This window comes from Acinetobacter sp. 70_2, assembly GCF_056736115.1.
On the sequence record NZ_JBWZIP010000001.1, the window covers coordinates 54,938 to 76,791 of the forward strand.

Below are 21,854 nucleotides of genomic sequence, written 5' to 3' on the forward strand. Positions count from 1 at the left end.
TTTCATATTGATATTCAAATTCATCATATAAATGTAAAATACTGATTCGCATAGATAACATGCCCATCCTAGCTCGCATCGTTAACTGAAGCAAATCACGATCTCATCTTTAGATTTCTTTAAATACCATAAAAAAGAGAAGCCATTTTAGCTTCTCCTTTTCATCAGCAATATTTAAGTCTTAAAAACCAAACATTTTACGTTCTAACGGAATTTCAATACCAATAGATGCACCTGAATCATTACCCTCTAAATCAGAGTCACTAACCCAACCATTAATTTTTAATGGAAGATCAGGTTTGATGTAATGCGTCCAAGTTAAATCAAGCGCTTTGATTTTATCTTCTTTAGGGAAGGCTTTATTAATTGCCAAGTTAGATTCATTCACCTTAACAACCATTGCTCGGCCACTTAAGCGATTCATCGTGTCAAAGCGAATATCACCACCAACAGAGTACATTTGACCATCACCACCCATTGCATGCCCTAGAGGGAAACCATGCTGATAATAACCATCTGTATAAATATAATGATTATAAGAGATTCCTTTTACATCATTATTGGTACGTGTATCTGCCCATTCAGCATAAACTTGATAAGGCATATCTTTATAGCTAGAAGAATAATCGGCACCAGCTAAATACATTTTTTTAGAAGGAAGCAAACCGGCTTCATCTTCACCTACATATTGACCATAAATACCAACAGGAACATTTAAAAGAGATTGCAGATTTAAACGAGCATCAAATCCAGCAATTTGGTTAGATCTGTCTTCAGCTGCATCATAAACATTATCATTACCTTTAATTGCATTCCATAATGAGTTCCAACTTTCAGAACGCCCTTCACCACCCCATTGTAAAGTTCGGGAAGCACCCAGTTCCAAGTAAGGTAATGGACTTGCCGTAACACGCAAACCTAATAACTTAGCATGAGGAATAGCTTTATAATCATCTAACTGACCTGCAAATAATTGGTATTGCCAAGGACCAATCCAAGATAACCATTTGGTATCAAATGCATTTTGTATAGCTCTTTGAGCTGTCACCCCATACACAGGACGACTTGCATCACCACGGATTAAACTACCATCATGGCCAGGTCCCCACCATGTTGGAATTTGACCAGCAACAACCCATTGGTTCCAAATTTTACCAGCGACATAAGAACCTTCCACATTGACATCATGGCCATTATCAATTTGTGGATCTTTTTCTGCGTTTACACGGATTTTTGCATCCCAGTTTTCACCGCCCGCATTAAACTCTACAGAACCTTGATACTGTGATTTTTGGTTATCGCCAAAAGCTTGTGGAAGATTTTTAATATCAGATTCGGCAAAAGCACCCACTTTAACTGTATCGTTATCTGCCTTTAATGCATTGAGAACTGAGTTAATAACTTTTTGTTGAGCTGGATGTGTTACTTTAGCCTGAGAGAGTGCGCGCTGAATTTCATCACCGCTTAAAGGCCAAGTAGAAGTGCTGATGTTAATAACACCTTGTTGATTCAACCAATTTAAATCTGTACGCAAATCATCATTATTAAGCACCAAACCTTGGGCAAAAACAGCTGATGAGGCAGCTGCTAATAATGCAATTGAAAGTGTTTTTCTTAAAAACATGTCAGCACAATTCTCAAAGTTATTTATGAGCAACACATTAATTTTTTTATCGCAAATTTGCAATTGTTAAACTGTGCAATTACATTTTTTAACGTGCTCTTAAGTTTTCTATAATTTAAGTGTTTTTTATATATAAATAGTGAATAAAAAAGGCAGTATAAACTGCCTTTTTCTGTTTTGAAGATTAAATTAACCTTCTTTACGACGCATATGCGGGAATAAAATTACATCACGAATACTTGGTGCGTCTGCAAAAAGCATAACTAAACGGTCAATACCAATACCTTCTCCCGCTGTTGGCGGTAAGCCGTACTCAAGCGCTTCAACAAACTCTGCATCATAATGCATTGCCTCATCATCGCCCGCGTCTTTTTCAGCAACCTGAGCTTGGAAACGTTCAGCCTGATCAATCGGGTCATTTAACTCGCTAAAACCGTTTGCCAATTCACGACCACCAATGAAGAATTCAAAACGATCGGTAATGTGCGGATTGTCATCATTACGGCGAGCAAGTGGAGAAGTTTCCGCTGGATATTCAGTAATAAAGGTAGGTTGACGAAGTTTAGTCTCAACTGTTTCTTCAAAGACAATCGTTTGAAGCTTACCTAAACCAAAACCAGGTTTAACTTCTTCTTTTAATTCTTCACGCACAAATTTTGCAAGGAATTCACGATCGCCCACATTTTCTGGCGTGAACTGAGGGTTATTCTCTAAAATCGCATCAAACATAGAGATTTTCTTGAATGGCCCTTTAAAGCTGAACACTTCGCCTTGGTAAGGCACATCAGTTGTACCTAAAATATCAAGAGCTAACTTTTCAAGCATGTTTTCAGTTAAAGCCATCAAGTCTTTATAATCAGCATATGCTTGATAAAACTCGATCATTGTAAATTCAGGGTTGTGACGTGTTGACACCCCTTCATTACGGAAGTTACGGTTAATTTCGAACACACGTTCAAAACCACCAACAACCAAACGCTTTAAGTAAAGCTCAGGTGCGATACGCAAGAATAACGGCATATCTAGAGCATTGTGATGCGTTTCAAACGGACGTGCAGACGCACCACCCGGAATTACATGCATCATTGGCGTTTCAACTTCCATGAAACGTTCATTTGTTAAAAATGCGCGAATACCTGCAACAACTTTGGCACGAATTTCAAAAGTCTTACGCGTTTCTTCATTCACGATTAAGTCGAGATAACGTTTACGGTACTTAACTTCGGTATCGTTCAAGCCATGAAACTTATCTGGTAATGGACGAAGTGATTTTGTAAGAAGTTCAAAACCTTCAAGGTGTACATACAAATCGCCTTTACCAGAACGACCGATATAACCTTCAGCAGCAATAATGTCGCCTAGGTCTAAACCTTTAATAGTTTCAAGAATATCTTTTGGTAAACCTTTACGGTCAACATATAACTGGATACGACCAGTCATGTCTTGAATCACCATGAAAGAACCACGGTTCAACATGACACGGCCAGCAACTTTTACATAGACATGTTCAGCGCTTTCAATCTGTTCTTTCGACTGATCTTTAAATTGTTCTTGTAGATCAGCAGCGTAGTGTTCACGTTTGAATGTATTTGGCCAAGGACTTTTTCCAGTATCCTTTGCAACATCTTGGATTTGCTTTAATTTGGCATGACGCTGTGCAATTAAATCGTTTTCGGAAATAGTTGGTTCAGAAGTCGATTGAGCGTTTTGTTGCGTCATCTCTGCCTCGATTTAAGTAAAAATGAAGTGGCATAGCTTAACAGATTGCTGAGGTTTTTCGAATGATTTCAATCAAACAAAGATGAAAAAAAGTCAAAGCAGTCAAACTAAAGACATTTTGAATGAAGAAAATTACTTAGACCAATCGCTAAGATCATTTTTTTTAGCTTTAAGTAAAATATAAAAAAATCCAAATAACCTCGATTTTTAAAAGGCCTATTTTGCCTTTTATTTTATCTATGAGATTGTGTAGCAAATAATGAAAATTCTATTTTTACATGGCTTGGATTCTTCTCGTGAATCAACAAAATTCCATGCCATTTTATATCCTGAAAAATTTTGTATTGATGTGGATTATCGTAACTTAAGTTATGCCTCAGTGAAGGACTTTTATCATCAAGCAATTGAAACGATTAAACCAGATTTATTAGTCGGCCATAGCCTTGGTGGCTACTGGGCTTTAAAAACAGCTGCTCAACATAAATTAGCTGTTGTTGTTGCCAATCCAAGCCTTAATCCTAGTTTTCGTAATGATTATCCCGACCTTTGTGATGAAGATCTTGATCACTCTAATCCTAAAATGGCTTATTTAGAGTTAGGAGACGAGCAACTTGATATGTATCAAGTACAGGAAAAGCTTTCACCTTATATGACAGTAGAAACATATGACGGAGGCCATCATCGTCTTGCTTATCCTTCTCGTCTCAATGATCTGATTTCTAAAATTCATAAAAAATACTTCGCCTAAACAACCAACTGAGCAAGATGAACTAGCTCCCTTCTGCAATATGTTTTACAACTTCAAAACCTTGAACAAAGCCACTTTTTAACATACCGATATATTCAGGTAAGGTGGCCAATTCAACTTTTAAAGTTGTAGTATTCCCATTTTGGCTTAAAAAATATTTTTCTAACGAACCACTCCAGCCTTTCACCTCTTCACTTTCTAAGTCTTCCTTACCTTCTTTAATCATTCCTAAATGTTTAAAAATTAGCACTTCAGGCTTTTTCATTTCTTCAATGGTCGAAACCATTCCATTTCCTTCTCCGTCTAGAAAATATGTTTTACCACCAATCTTCCAGTCAGTACGCATTGAAGAATCTGGCGCAAAAAATTTCGTCCATGCATTATATGTCTCGCTATTCCAGAGTATGTTCCATACTTTTTCTATAGGCGCGTTAATTTCTACTTCATATACTAGAATTTCCATATTCAATTCCTTATCTCTGTTACTTAAGTGTTCAATAAACTTTCTCGTTTTATATAAACATCAATTTATCTGTCTATTTATTAATCAGCTTATGTTTTTAAGAACTTTATTTATATAAATGCTTTGTTCTTTTTGTAACCCTTCATATCACTTAAAACCTTATTACATTAATAAGTGAATAAAAACATATGATTTATTATGTGCTTATGTTGAAGTTTTGCCTAAATAACCAGTTATTTGTCTCGATATGCCATTCATCTTTGCTTACGAATGATTAAACTCCCTTATGTGCTTTACTTTAAATGTAGAACTGCGTAAAAATTTGATACCCGATCAAAGCTACATTAGTTATTATTGAACGGATCGTAGTTACATTATTAATAGATGGAATAGTTTTACTGAAAGGCAGCTTTGAGCAAACTTATCAGTGCGGAGAGTCTCATGAAAAAATATCAATGTATCGTTTGTGGATGGATTTACGATGAAGCAGAAGGTTGGCCACAAGACGGCATTGCAGCTGGAACAAAATGGGAAGATATCCCTGATGATTGGACTTGCCCTGATTGTGGCGTTTCAAAAGCTGACTTTGAAATGATCGAAATCTAATGTCTTAACCTAAAAGGCCATGATTGACATGGTCTTTTTTATATATCACCAATCACCGTATTAAATGAACAATTCTAATTCTGGAGAAAAAAATGCATCCAATCGTCATTATCGGATCAGGCATGGCGGGTTATACCTTAGCACGTGAGTTCCGTAAGCTTAACCCAGAGCAAGAACTTGTGATGATTTGTGCGGATGATGCGGTGAACTATGCAAAACCAACGTTATCTAACGCTTTTGCAGGTAAAAAGGCTCCGGAACAAATTCCGTTAGGTGATGCTGCAAAAATGAGTGCACAGCTCAATATGCGTATTGAACCTTTTACATGGGTGAAAGAAATTTTAGCTGAGCGTCATGAGCTTGTTCTAGAGAAAGATGGGGTAACTTCAAATCAACCCTATTCAAAACTGATTTTAGCCGTTGGTGCTAACCCGATTCGTCTTGCAATTGCAGGTGATGGCAGTGATGACATTCATGTAGTGAACTCACTGATTGATTATCGTACCTTCCGCGAAAACCTTGCTCAGCGCAAAGATAAACGTGTTGTGATTTTGGGTGCTGGTTTGATTGGTTGTGAATTTGCCAATGACTTACTTCATAGTGAATATGATGTAACGGTAATTGATTTAGCACCTCAACCATTAGGCCGTTTGTTACCGTCACACATTGCTTCAGCTTTCCAAGAAAATCTTGAAGAAGCTGGGGTTAAATTTGCATTAGGTACAACCGTTGAAAAAGTAAGTAAGATCAATAATGGTGAAGATTACGCCGTTACATTAGCAAATGGTCAAACTTTAGTTGCTGATATCGTGCTTTCAGCGATTGGTCTACAACCAAATATTTCTCTTGCTCAAAGCGCAAATATTCAAACCAGCCGTGGTGTAATTACTAATAGCTTGCTTGAAACGAATCAAGCAGATATTTATGCGATTGGTGACTGTGCAGAAGTGAATGGTACCCTGCTTCCTTATGTAATGCCAATTATGCAACAAGCGCGTGCTCTAGCAAAAACATTAAGCGGCCAACAAACAAATGTACATTACCCTGCAATGCCAGTTGCGGTAAAAACCCCGGCTGCACCACTTACAGTTTTACCGGCACCGGTTGATGTCGATGTAAATTGGGAAACTGAAGAATTCGACGATGGTATGCTTGCCAAAGCAATTGACAATGAAGGAACATTGCGTGGTTTCGTATTGTTAGGTGCAACAGCAGGCAAGCAACGTTTAACGTTAACTAAGCTTGTTCCAGATCTTATTCCTGCCCAAGCATAAGGTTTAAACTGGGAATACTCGCTCAAGAGTATTCCTTCAAGGAATGCATAACATGAATAGCGCCTTACAATTTAGTATTTCACCCTACACTCCTTTTATGCAAGAAACCAAAGTCAACTTAGGCAATGGTATTGAATTGCATGTAGAAGTAGGTGGAAAAGCAGAACATCCAACCATTTTGCTAATTATGGGCTTAGGTGCCCAAATGCTATTTTGGCCGGACTTTTTCTGTAAATCGCTCATTGATCAAGGTTTTCGTGTTATTCGTTTTGATAACCGTGATATTGGCCTTTCTTCAAAAGTTCGTCATCAGGGTAAACGTTTAAATACCATGAAATTGATGGGTCGCTTTGCCTTAGGGCTAAAAAATCAGGGTGCACCTTATACATTGTATGATATGGCAGACGACGTATCGATGCTTCTCGACCGTTTAGGTGTAAATAAAGCACATGTGGTCGGTGCATCAATGGGTGGTATGATTGCCCAGATACTTGCTGCAAAATATCCGGAAAAAGTAGAAAAATTAGGTTTGATGTTTACCAGTAACAACCAACCCTTTTTACCACCCCCGTTTCCTAAACAACTTTTAAGTTTGATTGGCAAACCCGAATCACGTGATGAAGAAGGGATTGTTAACCACAGCTTAAAATTATTCCAATTGATTGGTTCTCCTGGTTATATTAATCATATTGAAGCCGTTCAAACTGCACGAAAACTTTATCAACGTAGCTATTATCCTGCTGGTGTACTTCAACAGTTTTTAGCAATATTATGTACAGGTTCCTTACTGCAACTGGACCGTGAAATTAAGCAACCCACCATAGTCTTACATGGCTCTCGTGACCGCTTACTTCCACCAAGCCACGGTAAGGCTGTAGCAAAAGCAATTTCCGGTGCTAAGTTTGAATTAATTGATGGAATGGGGCATGATATCCCTGCCCATTTTATTCCACAGCTTAGCGGTTTATTTGCGCATCATTTTAAATCATCATACTAGGACACTATGGCTGCATTACCCTCACTAAGACAGCTATCATATTTAGTTACGTTGTCGGAAACTTTGCATTTTACTGAAGCAGCACGCCGCTCTTTTGTTACCCAATCGACTTTATCGGGCGGTATCATGGAGCTGGAAAGGCTATTAGGTGGCGTTCTGGTTGAGCGTGACCGTCAGAATGTGCGCTTAACACCATTAGGTGAACAAGTCGTTGCTAGAGCCCGTGTATTGCTAGCAGATGCTCAGGATTTAATGCGTTTAAGCCGTGAAATGAGTGAACCATTAACTGGTGATCTTCATTTGGGTGTTATTCCAACCATTGCACCTTTTATCCTGACACGGTTACTTGATGAAGTGCATCAACAATTACCAAAGATTCAGTTGCATTTACATGAAGCTCAAAGTGAGAAAATTGTAGAGCGCTTAGAACACGGTAATTTGGACATGATCGTCCTTGCCCTACCTTTTGACACAAGAAGTCTAAAAGTAGCTGAAATTTCAAAAGAAAATTTATATCTTGTTTGTAGTAAGCAAGATACAAATGCACTTCAAGCAAACTCTCTCGATGACCTTGATTTGTCACGTCTTATTTTGCTTGAAGAAGGCCACTGTTTACGTGACCATGTATTAAGTGCTTGTCCAATTGGTGAACGTAAAAACGATAACCGCTTAAAAGCAAGTTCATTACCAACATTAGTCGAAATGGTTTCTTCTAATTTAGGTTTTACGCTTTTACCAGAAATCGCAATTGAAAACAGTATGATCAAGTTTAATGATCAGATTACTGCAAAACCAATTGAAGATGCACCAAGTCGTACACTAGCGCTCGTTACACGTAAAAGTACGCCATTACAAAGCGAGTTTGATGTACTCCTGCAAATCATGCAGAAAATCACAACAAATTTACATGAATAAAAAAGGAGTCTTCGGACTCCTTTTTCTTTTACTGTGCTGTTAAAGATGCCCATTTAAAGACCCAAGCCGATTTCAGATCCAAACTCTCATCTGAAATTATTTTTTCTCGAATAATTTGTGCAATCGCAAAATCATTGGCGGGGTCTACCATAACCCGTATGCCTTTTGTGGTTGGGCTAGTCACAATCTTATATCCTTTCGCCTGCAATTGAGACTGGATCATATTTGCTTTATTTTGATTAGGTGCCAACGCAACCTGTACCATCCATTTTTTTTCGCCATTTTCTAAAATTTCTTTAGCTACTGCTGCATCAAGCTGTTTTTTATTCTCAAGATTTTTCTTTTCTTCTATTTTTTTTGATTGAGTATCTTCAACTTTCTTTTGTGCTACCAGTTCATCTTGAGTAGGTTTTCTTTTCTGGACCGTTACTACCTTTGTTTGTGTTTCATTTTTCTTATTTTTTTCCTTTGAAGGTTGTATAAAGTAGGGATATATCATTTGATCATCATATTTATGAAATACAATAATATCTCCATAGCACTTTTGATCTGCATACGCAGTCACTGGCATTACCCCTAAAAATATTCTAATAAATAAACTTTTAATAAAGCATTGCATATTATTCACTTACCAAAGTTAAGTATATTTAATGCAGCGTATTAAAGTAGATTTCACATAATTTGTATATTTTTAAAATTCAATGTTTTATGTAAAGAATCACATATTTTTAAAACATATTGCGGTGTTTCAAACTATTATCGTATATCCTGCAACCATTTAAGAATTCAGATTAAATTACTATGAATTTCAAACAATTAAAAAGCCGACATAATGCCGGCTTTTTAATATTAAGTTTTATTTAAATGTTTCTAATAATTCTCTTTGAGCATTATGTAGTTTTTCACCTTCAGCAGGTTGAGCACGGACCCAAGTACCATCACCTTGCAATAACCAAGCTTGCTGATTGTCTTGCAAATAATTAAGAAGACCTTGCTGATAAATTCGTTTTTTCAATGCAGGATCTTCTATTGGGAAGCATGCTTCAACACGATTAAATAGGTTACGATCCATCCAGTCTGCACTTGAACAGTAAATACGTGCATCACCATTATTACTAAAGTAATAAACACGTGTATGCTCAAGGAAGCGCCCTACGATTGAACGTACTCGAATATTTTCCGATAAATTTGGCAATCCCGGACGTAAGCAGCAAATAGAACGAATAATGAGATCTACCTGCACCCCTGCTTGAGAAGCTTCATACAATTTATTGATTAATTGAACTTCTGTTAAAGCATTCACTTTCACAATAATTTGGGCTTTACGACCAGCCTTTGCATTTGCAATTTCTTCATCAATAAAGTTGATGAGCTGAGCATGCAAAGTAAAAGGTGCATGGAGCAACTTTTTCAGTTTTGCCATTTTGCCCATACCTGTTAACTCTTGGAAGATACGATGTACGTCTTCACATAAGTCTTTATCGGTCGTCATAAGACCATAATCGGTATAAATACGGGCATTCATCGCATGGTAGTTACCTGTACCTAAATGAACATAACGTACCAATTTATTATTTTCACGGCGTACCACCATAATCATTTTGGCATGGGTTTTATAACCCACGATACCGTAAACGACTACCGCCCCTGCTTCTTGAAGTACATTCGCCACTTCAATGTTTGATTCTTCATCAAAACGGGCACGTAATTCAATAACTGCCGTTACTTCTTTACCGTTACGTGCAGCTTCAGCCAAGACTTGTACAATTTCCGAATCAACACCACTACGGTAAAGCGTTTGTTTAATTGCAAGTACTTGTGGATCACGTGCTGCTTCGCGGAGTAACTGAATAACTGGCGCAAAAGATTCAAATGGATGATGAAGCAAAATATCCTGCTTTTGCATGGCAGAGAAAATACTCTCGGTCTTTTTAAACACTTTCGGTACGACTGGCGTATGCGAGTCATAACGCAAATGAGGACGTTTAAAGTTTGAAACCAAACGAGCCAAGTTTACAGGACCATCAACTTTATATAGTTGTTCTTCGTTTAAGTCGAATTCTTCAAGCAGATATTCATAAATATGTTGTGGACAGTTATGAGTTACTTCCAAACGAACTGCACGACCAAATCGGCGTGAACTTAATTCACCTTTTAAAGCTTTAGCTAAATCTTCAACGTCTTCATTGAGCGCCAAATCGGCATTACGAGTTACACGGAATTGATAACATCCAGTTGCAGTCATGCCGGGGAACAAATCTGATACATGTTCATGAATAATTGCAGATAGCATGACGTGATGTTCTTTACCACCTGTTAACTCATCTGGTAATCGTACAACACGTGGTAATGAACGCGGTGCTGGTACAACAGCTAAATCAATTTGACGACCAAATGCATCTTTACCTTCTAAAGTCACAATAAAGTTCAGACTTTTATTGACTAAACGTGGGAATGGGTGAGCTGGATCTAGACTAATTGGTGTTAAAACAGGTGCAACTTGTTCTTGAAAATATTTTTTAACCCAAGCCGATTGAGCTGGTGTTAATTCGCCACGACGCAAGAAGCAAATATCTTCTTCACGGAGTTTAGGTAAGATTTCTTCATTTAAAATGCGATATTGGCGTTCAATTGCCGCATGAGCAGTCTCAGAGATTTTTTGTAAGACCTGTCTTGGTGTTAAACCATCAGGACTTCGACTTTCATTGCCTAGAGCATATTGCTCCATAACTCCTGCCACACGAATTTCAAAAAACTCATCTAAATTACGCGAAAAAATGAGCAAGAAATTCATTCGCTCAAGTAATGGATGTAAAGGGTCGACTGCCTGTTCCAGTACACGCAAATGAAAGTCAAGAATAGACAATTCACGATTAATATAACGGTCGTTATAACTATATTCTGTTGGGGTCGTTGCTGTAATCGCTGTATTCATGTCTAACTTAATCTCTTTCCAACCAAAATCTCTGCAAAATAGTATGCTGCAAATTTATGTCAATTTGATAAAAACTAAAAAAATAACACATCTTTAAGACAGAGTTATTCAGGAATCTGGGTGCTATTCATATAACGTAAAATAACGCGTTTTCGATATTGTAGTTTATGATCATTACGGTGATCTTGATAATATTTTGGATCAGGCAATAACGCGGCTAAAAAAGCAGCTTGTTCACGCGTTAAGCTTTTAGCACTTTTACCATAATAATATTGAGAAGCTGCTTCAACACCATATAAATGTTTGCCAAATTCAACCGAGTTCATATAGACCTCAAGAATTCGGCGTTTTGACCACATGCGCTCCATCATCCATGTCGCTACTGTTTCTTGGCCTTTACGAATAAATGAACGCTTATTATATAAGAACAAATTCTTTGCAAGCTGTTGAGACACGGTAGAACCACCCGCAACAACTTCACCCTCTTCATTGTTACGCTCAAGGGCAAAACGAATACCTTGCCAATCAAAGCCATGATGATGAATAAATTTTGCATCTTCACCAGCTAAAATCGCATGTTTGAAATTATCGCTAATATCGTCATAGTCGAGCCATTCATGAATGATTGGTCGAGATGTATCTGACCAATAATCAATTCGCATAAACATGGTGGTATCAACTTCATGTGTACGCCACCAAACCAAACTTGAGAAGATCCAAAGCTGAATTAAGAGAATTGCCCCAATAAAAATTAACAACACGCGAACAATAAAAGCTTTCATGTTCGTCTTGATCTCCTGTATTCAACTTTTTTCATGTTAAGCTGTAAAGCATGTTCATATATAACAAAAGCATAGCATGACTCAAACTCAGCCTCCGCACATTAATCGTAAACTCAATGTACAAGCTTGGTGGCTGACCGCCCTACTGATCTCAATCAATGTAGGTTTGTTCATCTGGCAAATTATATCTGGGGTCGACATTAGTGACCCAGCCATAAAAGATGCTCTTCACTGGGGAGCAGATTTTACACCACTTACTTTCTCTGGACAGCCAGAACGTTTATTTACCAGCATGTTTTTTCACTTTGGTATTATTCACCTTATGCTTAACATGTGGGCCTTATATATTTTCGGTAATGTCGCTGAAGCTTTATTTGGTCGTTTATATTTTATTGGTCTGTATTTGCTTGCTGGTCTGTTTGGCAGCCTTTTAAGTAGTTATATCAATATTCAAAATGGACATGAATTACTACAACATTTTGACCAAAGCTTGCTCCCTCATGTCAGTGCTGGTGCTTCGGGTGCCGTGATGGGACTAGGTGCAGCTTTAACTGTTATTTCTTTATTTCCACCCTTACCGCATCAAGCCTACATACTTGATAAAAAAGCATTATTAATGATTATGGCGATTAACCTTATATTCGGTTTGGTTGCCACAGGTATTAATAATGCTGCACATGTTGGTGGCATGATTATGGGTGCATTACTCGCACTGATTTGGTATTTAAGCTATCGCACTCAATTTAGAAGCCTCCTAAAATTTTTAGGGTTGGTGGGAGGCCTTTTAATAACTGTCGGCTTCTATATTTACTGTAATCAGCTCAACTCACCATTACTTCCGCTTTGGCATGAGGTTTTAATTCAGAACCCAGAAATACTACCCTAACTTAAATCTGGTTTAGTTCCCGTAAACTTTGTAATGGCGGCAAATTACAAAGATATCCTAGTCGATAACGACCAATAAGAGCGCAAATGAGCATCATGGCAAGAGGTAAAATCAACCATATTTCAATATGCCACTGTAGAGCCATGTTCATTTTATAACTTGCTATTGCACTAATTACTTCGGCAAAACAGCAGGCAACAATGCCTGCTAATAGCCCTAAAAATCCAATTTCTAAACTGAGCATCTGCTTCATTTTATTTTTAGACAAACCAAATGAACGTAATAAAGCAACCTCTCGACGGCGCTCATCCATTAACAGGTTTAGACAAGCAATTAAAACGAGTATTCCAGAAAAGCCAACTAAAGCCGCAAGTACAGTCACGATTTTGACTAATACATTCATTAAACGCTTTACTTCATCCAAAATACGGTCAACATCAATAAAAACTGTATTTGAAAATTGCTGAATAATATTAATCATTTTAGGCTGATCTTGTTTAGGCACATAAAAGCTACCCAAGTAGCTACCCGCATTTTCATCTAAAGTTTTTGGTGAAAAAATAAAGAAGAAATTTGGACTAAAACTTTCCCATTCAACACTTCTAAAATTCACAACTTTTGCCTGCAAAGTACCGTCTGGCATGCTAAAAGTCAGCTTATCCCCAATCTGAATACCTAGACTTTCAGCAGTTTTTGCCTCTACTGAAACTTGGCCTACAGCGTTGAACCCAGATTGACCTTTTGTAATGGCATTGTCATTTGGTAAAGCACTCGACTGAGTTAAATTTAATTCACGACGTAAAGAATTATTTTGCTTTATAGCTTCTTCTGAAAAAGGCACATCATTCTTGGCAAGTAAACGCCCACGAATGTTTGGGTATAACGGTGTACTTTGCCAACCATTTTGCTTTAACTGTTGCTCAAAAGCTTTTAAATCGAATGGAGGTAGGCCATAAACAAACTGGTTTGGTGTTCCCTCTGGTAATTGCTGTTGCCAACGCTCTAATAAATCTGTTCTTAATACACTTAACACGGTAATGAGGCTTAAACCCAAAGCCAGTGCTGTAATTTGTAAGGCACTTTGCGATGGTGAACGAATATAAAAAGACAAACGGGTTTTCATCTTTTTTAAAGCACGAAGCAATAGCCAGACAACGGTGTAAAGTAAAATGCAAAGTAGAATAATCGCTGTTAATACCCAAATGCTGAGCATTAAATTTTCACTTAAAACTAAGCTAAAAATAACAAGACTGGTAATACCAGCAAAGAACATAAAGAATAACGATTTTCGAGATTTTGCCTGCTCTCGAATGACCCGAATTGGAGGTGTATTTAACAACTCCCAAATGCTTGGCAAAATAAATCCGAGTAGCACAATCACACTCGTAAAAATGGCAATTGGTAAGGGGCCAATTAAAAAACCGACCGCGGAAAAACTTAACTCTAGTTGTGGTATCAGTTGTAACATAAGCTCAAGCAAGCCATAGCCCATCATTATTCCGAGTAGGCTACCGATCACAATCGAAATTGCACTGACTACACAAAGTAGCCCGATATAGGCCCATAAAATTTGGAATTTGCTGGCACCTAAACAACGTATTAAAGCAATATGATCTTGGTTTTGCTGAACATAACGCTGACTCGTTAACGCGATGGCAATGCCACATAATAAAATCGTTAAAATATTGGCAAGTTGTAAGAAGGTATCTAAGTTTTCTAACGGACGTAATAATCTACTATTTGATTCACTGGCATCGCGTAAACGTAAACCTGCAGGTTCTTCCTGATCATTTACGGGTTTATGTTGCTGTTTAAATTGCTTACTAAAGTTCTGAACCTGTTCAGGTTGACCAGACATTAACAATCGATAATCGATTCTACTGCCAGTTTGTATTGCATGCGTTTTAGCAATATCGGCTTGATGAATAATAACGGTAGGCGAAAAACCAGAAAAACCTAACTCTTGATTTGAATCTCGTACAATGACACCACTAAAACGAAATTCGGCATCTGCAATAGATAACATATCGCCTAGTTTAACTTTAAGTAAATCGGCAGCCCTTTGACTTAACCACACTTGGCCTGGTTGAATACCCTGTGTACTAGGTGCAATCTCAAGCTTTCCTCTTAATGGGAACGTAGGTTCTATTGCTTTGACATTGACCATAACAAACTGGTCTTGAGTATGTGCCATAGAACTAAACATAGTCACATGAGTCTGCTTTAATCCAATCTGTTCCGCCCTTTTTTGCCATTTAGTGTCTAGAGGTTCATTATTCGAAAGAACTAAATCAGCTGCTAACATTTGTGATGCTTGTAGGCTAACCGCATTTTTAACCTGATCATTACTGAACTTGAGAGCTGTTGTTGCGCTAATGGCAAGTGAAAGCGCAATAATGAGTAAATATAACCCTCCGGTACGAAAGCTTTGTAGTAGAAGTGGTTTGAGAAGATTGCGCATAATTCAACCACCCTGTACCGTCTTTAGTCGACCATCATCTAACTCAACATGACGTTGACAAAGCGCTGCCAAGTTACGGTCATGTGTGACCAAAATAAGCGTTGTACCGAGCTCTTTATTTAAATCAAAAAGTAGAGTTTCAATTTCTTGAGCTGTTTGTCCATCGAGGTTTCCAGTCGGTTCATCGGCAAAAATGATTTGTGGTTCGGCAATGAGAGCCCGAGCAATTGCCACACGTTGCTGCTCTCCTCCAGATAAGACTTTAGGGGTTTGCTCTGCCTGTCGGCTTAAGCCTACTCGATGCAACCAATCTAAGGCTTTTTGTTCAGCAACTTTATAATCAAAATCTTTACGCAACCGAAGCGGTAACATTACGTTTTCAAGTGCACTTAACTGCGGTAAAAGTTGGAAAGACTGAAATACAAAACCGATATGCTGCATTCGAATTTGAGCGCGCTGCTCTTCTGTTAACTCATGAACTGCCTGTCCACATAACCACACCTCACCTTCAGACGGCTGGTCTAAAGTCGCTAAAATACCCAATAATGTTGATTTACCTGAGCCAGAACGTCCCGTAATTGCTACCTGCTCCCCTTCATAAATTTCTAAATCAATATTTTTTAAAATCGTAAACTGATTTTGGTTAATCTGAATAGTTTGTGTAACTTGATGGGCAGCAATGATAGGTTGTGGCATGATGTGGACAGTCCTATATATTGAGTATTCGGGTCGAAACACAAATGTATAAATCTTATTTGTTTAGTTCTAAAAGTCTCTTGCTCATTTCATTGAGCATGTTGCCTATGCTCGTCTCGGCCAAAACTATTTTAATTTTAGGAGATAGTATTAGTGCCGGTTATGGAATAGACCCCAAACAAGGTTGGGTACAATTACTACAAAAACGTTTAGACCAACAGTATCCCAAACAACATAAAGTGGTCAATGCAAGTATGAGTGGTGAAACCACAAGTGGGGCTTTGGCAAGATTACCTAAACTTTTACAAACTTATAAACCCGAGGTTGTTGTTATTGAGTTAGGTGGGAATGATGGCTTGCGTGGACAACCGCCACAAATGATTCAACAAAATCTGTCTCAGCTCGTCCAGTTAAGCCAAAAACAAAAAGCGCAGGTTATTCTTTTTGGTATGAAGATTCCGCCAAATTATGGGACCGCTTACAGCAAAGCTTTCGAAAACAGCTACAAAATTGTAAGTCAAAAATATCAGGTGAAATTACTACCATTTTTCCTTGATGGAGTCGCTGGTCAAAAACAGCTTATGCAAAATGACTTGATTCATCCAAATGCTCAAGCACAATCGAAACTATTTAATTTAGCTTATCCATACATAAAAGGTGCCCTATAGGCACCTTTTAATTTTAAATCTTTTTAGACTGATCAGAAGTCAAAAAAAGTAACTTCACCAGTTTCTAATGAATATTCTGCACCAACAACAATCAATTCACCTTTTGCAATCAAGCTTTCAAGCACACTTGAACCATGACGTAACTGATTTACCGAAGCAAAAACATTTGAACGTACTGCATGACATGATAATTTTTTCAAATCATTTTTTAAGTCAGTTTGCATTAAAATTTCAACAGATGGACGAACACGGTTCACAATCGACATTAAGTTAGACGATGGTGGTTGATCAGGGTTCATTAATGTATCAATAGTCGCTTGAATCGCGCCACAATGACTATGTCCTAATACAACTACAACTGGACAGTCATAGCGCTCTGCAGCGAACTCAACACTACCAACTTGTGAAGGTGCAACTACATTACCAGCAACGCGAATTACGAATAAGTCACCAAGACCTTGATCGAATACCATTTCTGCTGGTACACGAGAATCAGAACAGCCTAATACAATCGCAAACGGATTTTGATCCTTTGCCATTTCAGCACGTTCGTGATGCGATAAGGTTTTTGCAAGGGAAGTATTTCCATTTACAAATCGTTGATTACCGGCTTTCAGACGATCTAAAACTTCTTGCGCAGTAGGCATTTTATATTTCCATTGTTTTTTCAAGGTTGGAAATCATTTTAATGTGTCAAAATTTGAATGTCACTGACAAAAAATAAATCCTTTTTCATGAAAAATTTTAAAAATACTTCCTTTACTTAAATGTGAAACTTACTGTCCCTTCCCTACTGTTTAGTGAAAAAATAGACATACTTTAGTTCCTAGATTGACTATAATTTTCTTCATTCCAAACGTTTGGCAAATGACTCATTGGCAAAGTTTTTCAATAATTTTTCAAACTCGCTTAAGCTTCAAGGATGAAATCTATGACCAGGCTGTCTGCATCAATTAAAGCCTCTATGAAAAAAACTGCTACTGCACTGACATTAGCTTGTAGCTTATGGTCGGTTATGAGCATTTCTCAAGCACAGGCAATCGACAATATTGATGTAACGTATCAAACAGTCTTACAACAAGAACGTAGCTGGGCGGGCCTTCAAAGCAAAAAATTAAAAGTAGGTGATATCACTTGGTCATATAGTGAAGGTGGTTCGACCACAAAACCAACCTTATTACTTATTCATGGTTTAGGTGGCAGTCGTGACAATTGGAATCGCATGGCGCATTACTTAACTACGAATTACCACGTCATTATTCCAGACTTACCAGGTAGCGGCGAAACTATTGTTGCTCAAGACTTTGACTATTCTGTTCCGAACCTTGCTGAAAAATTACGCCGTTTTGTTGAAGCTGAAAATTTGAAAGGACCTATCCATATTGCTGGGCACTCACTTGGTGGTTCTATTGCCCTACTCTATGCTGGACAGTATCCATTTGAAACCAAAAGTCTATTTTTAGTTGATAGCGGCGGTATTTTCCGTTCTGCCAATACAATTTATCTAAAAGACCCAGCCTACTTAAAACAACTTTTAGTCTCTAAAAAAGGTGACTTTAATTATTTATTAAAACAAACCATGTTTAATCCTCCGTTTATTCCTAAAGAGTTCTTACAAGCTCAAGAAAAACTGATGATTAATCAGGCACCACAAACTCAAAAATTGGTCGACCAACTCATTGCACTCAATAAAGTCTATACTCCAGACTCATTTGCAGTACTCACCAAAACCATTGATGCACCCACACTCATTTTATGGGGCAAACAAGATAAGATTATTAATGTTGAAGTGGCGAGTGAACTAAAACGACTTTTGAAAAACGCACAGCCTCCAGTTATTTTAGAAAACGTAGGCCATATGCCAATATTGGAAGCTGAACAGTTGGTTATGCAACAATATCTACCGTTTTTACTTAAAGTAGAAACAAATCAGTCGTCAAAAACGACCACACCTTAATAAAACTTCGGACTTGTGAGACCTTATGTCTACCCAACCACTTATTGAAAAACTTATTGAAGCTCATCTAGATTTTTTAGATGAGCAATTTGCTCAGACTCAGGTGATCCAGCAAGAGTTTGAGCAATTTTATCATTGGTTGGGGAGTCGGCAATTACAACATCTGTGGACTTTTGAACAAATTCAACAGCTCATTCAAAAGCAGATTTTAGATACGCCTGCTTCTGATTTCCTGATTGAACAAATTGCTGAGCATATTCGCTTTGCATTGATTCATCCTGCAAATGAAACCGCAACTGTTGAAGATGTTATTCCTGTTCTAACGATTGACCGAATTGCACAATACGTTGCAAGTAAGGAACAGCACCGTAAAAAACTGATTAAAACGATTGTGAATAACCCTGCTTTTTCGGCCCTGCTCACGCAACTGATTCAGCAAACAATGCATGATTATTTAGATGAATCGATGTCAAAACGTGTGCCCGGTGTAGGTCGTTTTATGAAAATGGGGAAATCTGTTTTAGAAACAGTAACCGATTCAAATCTGGACGATACGATTAATCATTATTTGCAAAAGAATATTTTAAAACTCAGCCAAATGAGTGAGCGTGTTTTAAACCAACATTTTGACAATGATAAGCTCTACCATTTTCAGGCAAATGTTTGGCATAAAGTTAAAACTATGCCACTTTCTGTTTTAAAAAATTATGTAGAAACTCAAGACTTATCAAAAACGGTTGGTTTAGGGCATGAAATCTGGGACCACATTCGTCAAACTGATTATCTAAAACAGCAAGTACATGATGGTATCTATACTTGGTATGTACGTAATCAGGAGCGTAGTTTTGACTTGTTACTTCGTGACCTCAATATTGATGAAGGTTTAGTACAACATGAGCTGACCAAGTTACTTGTGCCTGTATTACAGCAGTTAATTACAACAGGACATTTAAGACGCCGTGCCCGTGTTTACTTAGAAAAGTTTTATTATTCTGAAAAAACATTAGAAATTCTAAACAAAAAAGGCGCTTAAAGCGCCTTTGTTGTTTAACTATTTAAAATTTATAAATAATCCCTAAATTATAACGGCGTCCGTCTAAAACATAATTGTAAGTTGCTACATCAATATCTTTATCAAATAAGTTATAAATACCTGCTGCAACTTGGATTTTATCAGTCGGTTTATAGTTCATACCAATATCAACCAACCCATAAGCAGGTTTTCCTTCAGCCATTGAAGTTCGGCTTAAATATTCAGAAGTTTTACTACGGAAATTCAAGCGGCTCCACATGCCCACCAAATCATTCACTTGCCAATCCAAAGTGGTATTAAACATGTGTTCCGGCATTTCATTTAAAGGTTGGCCTTTAAACTCCCCACTCTTTTGCTCTGTATCGGTATAGGTATAATTAGCATTCAACTTTAAGTCAGGTGAAATGAGCCAACCAAACGTCGCTTCAACCCCTTTCATACTGGCTTTATCTACATTCGTACGTTGACTGACAAAATCAAACTTTGTACCCAACCAATCACAATTATAGGTACCTGCATCACCTGAACAGGTTCTAACTTCTGTAATTTTATCCTTAAATTCGCTATTAAAAAGCGTTAGGCCAGCATTCAAGTTATCTAAATTATCCCAAGAAAATGACAGCTCATAGTTGGTACTTTTTTCTGGTTTTAGATTTGGATTACCAACAATTACCCCTGCCGAACGTCCTCCTCCCGTAGCTTGTCCCCATTCTGCTACTGTCGCTCGTAATGCAGGTGTTTTATAGCCTGTTGATACACCGCCTTTAATGATCCAGTTATCATTTAAAGTCCACACACCGTAAACTTTAGGAGTGAAATGATCTCCAAATTTTTCGTCCTGATCCATACGCAGTGACATTGTTAAAGTAAAAGGATCAATAATATTCCATGCATCTTCTGCAAATAATGCCCAGCTATAACGATCTAAATTAGAAACAGGTTGTGACCCGCCCACTTTTAACTGGTTTCCTAAATCATCTAATTCTTCTTTTAAATAACTGCCCCCAACGCTCAGTGCATGATTTGCGAGTGTGATCTGGTTAAGCGTATTAAAAGTAGTATTTACAGCCTCCATGTTTCTCGAAGGATTCTTGTTTTCTTCGCGTTGAATATAAGAATGGGTTTTCACAGGACCAATGTCACCACGATGGGTCACACTATATTCGGTACGATAATAATCCGTTATTGAATCCACTGGTGGATTACGTCCAGTTTGAATAGGCGAAACTGATTTTCCAACTGTAGCATTACGATTTTGAATAGAACGCTGATATTCAAGTTCAATGGTATGTTGGTCATTCGGAGTCAGACTTAAAGTAGCCCCACCAGCACGGATTTTTTGTTTGCTATAACCACCAATAATTTCATCTTCATCTCTTTGTGAAAATGTGCCGTTGGCTTTTAACCCAAGTAAATTCTTAATTAATGGCCCTGAAACATAAGTATTAGCTTGGTAAAGATTTCCAGATTTATTGTTTTCTTGGATGGTAGTATCCAACTTAACCGAGCTACTCCAAACATCTGCAACTTTTTTAGTAATGATATTAATTACACCACCCATCGCATCTGAACCGTAGAGTCCAGACATTGGGCCACGAATAACTTCAATACGTTCGATACTTTCGATTCCCGGTAACCAACCTTGTTCAATACCTGAATTATCACTATTTGGTCGTACAGAACGTGTGTTTACTTTCTTACCATCGACCATAATAACGGTATAGGCACTTCCCATTCCACGAATACTGATATCAGATGAACTTCCGCCCCCTGTAACCACGACACCAGGCACATCTTTAAGTGCATCAGTGACATCACGATATGCTTTTTTATTAATTTCATCTTGAGTTAAAACAGAAATAGAAGCGGCTGCTTTTTTTATATTTTGTTCAAAACCACTTGCTGTCACGACTATTTTTTCTAATTGTGCAACCTCACTATCTTTTTTATTTTTTCTGGAAGAATCAACTAAAATATTTTCACTTTCAGCGGCATAAGCCGCAGGAAACATTCCTGTAAGTACCGAAATTGATAGTACAGATTGGAAAATACGCTTAGTCATATCCTGCTCCAACAGATTAAATTATGAA

General features: G+C 37.7%; 19 protein-coding genes. 9 read left to right on the forward strand and 10 right to left on the reverse strand.

Annotated elements, in window-relative coordinates:
* Positions 1 to 181: 181 nt before the first annotated feature.
* Together AC1PJ9_RS00200 and lysS are read right to left on the reverse strand one after the other, a co-directional pair.
* Entirely contained in the window at positions 182 to 1,624 is a 1,443-nt protein-coding gene (locus AC1PJ9_RS00200) for a capsule assembly Wzi family protein (protein ID WP_311086398.1), read from the reverse strand.
* A 189-nt stretch (positions 1,625 to 1,813) separates the two neighbouring features.
* Positions 1,814 to 3,343, reverse strand: coding sequence for a lysine--tRNA ligase (gene lysS, locus AC1PJ9_RS00205; RefSeq protein ID WP_263613166.1), 1,530 nt, complete (start codon positions 3,341 to 3,343; stop codon positions 1,814 to 1,816).
* A 259-nt stretch (positions 3,344 to 3,602) separates the two neighbouring features.
* Here lysS and AC1PJ9_RS00210 point away from each other — a divergent pair, with 259 nt between their 5' ends.
* Positions 3,603 to 4,091, forward strand: coding sequence for a YqiA/YcfP family alpha/beta fold hydrolase (locus AC1PJ9_RS00210; RefSeq protein WP_311086399.1), 489 nt, complete (start codon positions 3,603 to 3,605; stop codon positions 4,089 to 4,091).
* Between the two features lie 22 nt (positions 4,092 to 4,113).
* Here the strand turns inward: AC1PJ9_RS00210 and AC1PJ9_RS00215 are convergent, their stop codons facing one another.
* Positions 4,114 to 4,554 carry an SRPBCC family protein gene (locus AC1PJ9_RS00215; RefSeq protein WP_311086400.1) on the reverse strand — a complete coding sequence of 147 codons (441 nt, stop codon included), beginning with the start codon at positions 4,552 to 4,554 and terminating at the stop codon, positions 4,114 to 4,116.
* Between the two features lie 441 nt (positions 4,555 to 4,995).
* Here AC1PJ9_RS00215 and rubA point away from each other — a divergent pair, with 441 nt between their 5' ends.
* From rubA to oxyR, 4 genes are all read left to right on the forward strand, one after another.
* The gene (gene rubA, locus AC1PJ9_RS00220) at positions 4,996 to 5,160 is read left to right on the forward strand and encodes a rubredoxin RubA (protein WP_000760495.1); all 165 of its coding nucleotides are present in this window, start codon (positions 4,996 to 4,998) and stop codon (positions 5,158 to 5,160) included.
* 92 nt (positions 5,161 to 5,252) lie between these two features.
* Positions 5,253 to 6,434 carry a rubredoxin reductase RubB gene (rubB, locus tag AC1PJ9_RS00225; protein WP_151687523.1) on the forward strand — a complete coding sequence of 394 codons (1,182 nt, stop codon included), beginning with the start codon at positions 5,253 to 5,255 and terminating at the stop codon, positions 6,432 to 6,434.
* Between the two features lie 52 nt (positions 6,435 to 6,486).
* A complete protein-coding gene (gene estB / locus AC1PJ9_RS00230) occupies positions 6,487 to 7,431 on the forward strand; it encodes an esterase EstB (RefSeq protein WP_311086401.1) in 945 nt (314 codons plus the stop codon).
* A 6-nt stretch (positions 7,432 to 7,437) separates the two neighbouring features.
* Positions 7,438 to 8,346, forward strand: a complete 909-nt coding sequence (oxyR, locus tag AC1PJ9_RS00235) for a LysR family transcriptional regulator OxyR (protein ID WP_002054474.1) — start codon at positions 7,438 to 7,440, stop codon at positions 8,344 to 8,346.
* A gap of 28 nt (positions 8,347 to 8,374) precedes the next feature.
* Here the strand turns inward: oxyR and AC1PJ9_RS00240 are convergent, their stop codons facing one another.
* The 3 genes from AC1PJ9_RS00240 to mtgA all read right to left on the reverse strand — a co-directional run bounded on the left by AC1PJ9_RS00240 (position 8,375) and on the right by mtgA (position 12,063).
* The gene (locus AC1PJ9_RS00240; RefSeq protein WP_263613162.1) at positions 8,375 to 8,965 is read right to left on the reverse strand and encodes an SPOR domain-containing protein; all 591 of its coding nucleotides are present in this window, start codon (positions 8,963 to 8,965) and stop codon (positions 8,375 to 8,377) included.
* A gap of 237 nt (positions 8,966 to 9,202) precedes the next feature.
* Entirely contained in the window at positions 9,203 to 11,281 is a 2,079-nt protein-coding gene (ppk1, locus tag AC1PJ9_RS00245) for a polyphosphate kinase 1 (protein WP_263613161.1), read from the reverse strand.
* Positions 11,282 to 11,385: 104 nt separating this feature from the next.
* Positions 11,386 to 12,063, reverse strand: a complete 678-nt coding sequence (mtgA, locus tag AC1PJ9_RS00250) for a monofunctional biosynthetic peptidoglycan transglycosylase (RefSeq protein WP_263613160.1) — start codon at positions 12,061 to 12,063, stop codon at positions 11,386 to 11,388.
* 76 nt (positions 12,064 to 12,139) lie between these two features.
* On the opposite strand from mtgA, the gene AC1PJ9_RS00255 reads away from it, so the two are divergent.
* Complete coding sequence (locus AC1PJ9_RS00255; protein ID WP_311086402.1) at positions 12,140 to 12,949, forward strand: rhomboid family intramembrane serine protease; 810 nt, start codon at positions 12,140 to 12,142, stop codon at positions 12,947 to 12,949.
* A gap of 1 nt (position 12,950) precedes the next feature.
* Here the strand turns inward: AC1PJ9_RS00255 and AC1PJ9_RS00260 are convergent, their stop codons facing one another.
* Together AC1PJ9_RS00260 and AC1PJ9_RS00265 are read right to left on the reverse strand one after the other, a co-directional pair.
* Positions 12,951 to 15,410: an ABC transporter permease gene (locus AC1PJ9_RS00260; RefSeq protein ID WP_311086403.1), complete on the reverse strand. Its 2,460-nt coding sequence runs from the start codon at positions 15,408 to 15,410 to the stop codon at positions 12,951 to 12,953.
* 3 nt (positions 15,411 to 15,413) lie between these two features.
* Complete coding sequence (locus AC1PJ9_RS00265) at positions 15,414 to 16,106, reverse strand: ABC transporter ATP-binding protein (protein WP_263613157.1); 693 nt, start codon at positions 16,104 to 16,106, stop codon at positions 15,414 to 15,416.
* Positions 16,107 to 16,150: 44 nt separating this feature from the next.
* On the opposite strand from AC1PJ9_RS00265, the gene AC1PJ9_RS00270 reads away from it, so the two are divergent.
* Positions 16,151 to 16,774 (forward strand): arylesterase, encoded by a 624-nt coding sequence (locus AC1PJ9_RS00270; protein WP_311086404.1) that lies wholly within the window; start codon positions 16,151 to 16,153, stop codon positions 16,772 to 16,774.
* A gap of 32 nt (positions 16,775 to 16,806) precedes the next feature.
* Here the strand turns inward: AC1PJ9_RS00270 and AC1PJ9_RS00275 are convergent, their stop codons facing one another.
* Entirely contained in the window at positions 16,807 to 17,421 is a 615-nt protein-coding gene (locus AC1PJ9_RS00275; protein WP_003653067.1) for a carbonic anhydrase, read from the reverse strand.
* A gap of 284 nt (positions 17,422 to 17,705) precedes the next feature.
* Between AC1PJ9_RS00275 and AC1PJ9_RS00280 the strand changes: the two genes are divergently transcribed.
* Both AC1PJ9_RS00280 and AC1PJ9_RS00285 read left to right on the forward strand, forming a co-directional pair.
* A complete protein-coding gene (locus tag AC1PJ9_RS00280) occupies positions 17,706 to 18,731 on the forward strand; it encodes an alpha/beta fold hydrolase (RefSeq protein ID WP_311086405.1) in 1,026 nt (341 codons plus the stop codon).
* Between the two features lie 25 nt (positions 18,732 to 18,756).
* The gene (locus tag AC1PJ9_RS00285) at positions 18,757 to 19,764 is read left to right on the forward strand and encodes a hypothetical protein (protein ID WP_311086406.1); all 1,008 of its coding nucleotides are present in this window, start codon (positions 18,757 to 18,759) and stop codon (positions 19,762 to 19,764) included.
* 22 nt (positions 19,765 to 19,786) lie between these two features.
* Here the strand turns inward: AC1PJ9_RS00285 and AC1PJ9_RS00290 are convergent, their stop codons facing one another.
* Positions 19,787 to 21,826, reverse strand: a complete 2,040-nt coding sequence (locus AC1PJ9_RS00290; protein WP_311086407.1) for a ligand-gated channel protein — start codon at positions 21,824 to 21,826, stop codon at positions 19,787 to 19,789.
* Between the last annotated feature and the right edge of the window lie 28 nt (positions 21,827 to 21,854).

What these genes read in the sequence shown, in the direction of transcription:
- mtgA (WP_263613160.1), bottom strand. Translation starts at nt 12,063, where the DNA reads ATGAAAGCTTTTATTGTTCGCGTGTTGTTAATTTTTATTGGGGCAATT.
- AC1PJ9_RS00275 (WP_003653067.1), bottom strand. Translation starts at nt 17,421, where the DNA reads ATGCCTACTGCGCAAGAAGTTTTAGATCGTCTGAAAGCCGGTAATCAA.
- rubB (WP_151687523.1), top strand. Translation starts at nt 5,253, where the DNA reads ATGCATCCAATCGTCATTATCGGATCAGGCATGGCGGGTTATACCTTA.
- oxyR (WP_002054474.1), top strand. Translation starts at nt 7,438, where the DNA reads ATGGCTGCATTACCCTCACTAAGACAGCTATCATATTTAGTTACGTTG.
- AC1PJ9_RS00240 (WP_263613162.1), bottom strand. Translation starts at nt 8,965, where the DNA reads ATGCAATGCTTTATTAAAAGTTTATTTATTAGAATATTTTTAGGGGTA.
- AC1PJ9_RS00215 (WP_311086400.1), bottom strand. Translation starts at nt 4,554, where the DNA reads ATGGAAATTCTAGTATATGAAGTAGAAATTAACGCGCCTATAGAAAAA.
- AC1PJ9_RS00290 (WP_311086407.1), bottom strand. Translation starts at nt 21,826, where the DNA reads ATGACTAAGCGTATTTTCCAATCTGTACTATCAATTTCGGTACTTACA.
- AC1PJ9_RS00210 (WP_311086399.1), top strand. Translation starts at nt 3,603, where the DNA reads ATGAAAATTCTATTTTTACATGGCTTGGATTCTTCTCGTGAATCAACA.
- AC1PJ9_RS00260 (WP_311086403.1), bottom strand. Translation starts at nt 15,410, where the DNA reads ATGCGCAATCTTCTCAAACCACTTCTACTACAAAGCTTTCGTACCGGA.
- ppk1 (WP_263613161.1), bottom strand. Translation starts at nt 11,281, where the DNA reads ATGAATACAGCGATTACAGCAACGACCCCAACAGAATATAGTTATAAC.
- AC1PJ9_RS00255 (WP_311086402.1), top strand. Translation starts at nt 12,140, where the DNA reads ATGACTCAAACTCAGCCTCCGCACATTAATCGTAAACTCAATGTACAA.
- rubA (WP_000760495.1), top strand. Translation starts at nt 4,996, where the DNA reads ATGAAAAAATATCAATGTATCGTTTGTGGATGGATTTACGATGAAGCA.
- estB (WP_311086401.1), top strand. Translation starts at nt 6,487, where the DNA reads ATGAATAGCGCCTTACAATTTAGTATTTCACCCTACACTCCTTTTATG.
- AC1PJ9_RS00280 (WP_311086405.1), top strand. Translation starts at nt 17,706, where the DNA reads ATGACCAGGCTGTCTGCATCAATTAAAGCCTCTATGAAAAAAACTGCT.
- AC1PJ9_RS00200 (WP_311086398.1), bottom strand. Translation starts at nt 1,624, where the DNA reads ATGTTTTTAAGAAAAACACTTTCAATTGCATTATTAGCAGCTGCCTCA.
- AC1PJ9_RS00285 (WP_311086406.1), top strand. Translation starts at nt 18,757, where the DNA reads ATGTCTACCCAACCACTTATTGAAAAACTTATTGAAGCTCATCTAGAT.
- AC1PJ9_RS00270 (WP_311086404.1), top strand. Translation starts at nt 16,151, where the DNA reads ATGTATAAATCTTATTTGTTTAGTTCTAAAAGTCTCTTGCTCATTTCA.
- AC1PJ9_RS00265 (WP_263613157.1), bottom strand. Translation starts at nt 16,106, where the DNA reads ATGCCACAACCTATCATTGCTGCCCATCAAGTTACACAAACTATTCAG.
- lysS (WP_263613166.1), bottom strand. Translation starts at nt 3,343, where the DNA reads ATGACGCAACAAAACGCTCAATCGACTTCTGAACCAACTATTTCCGAA.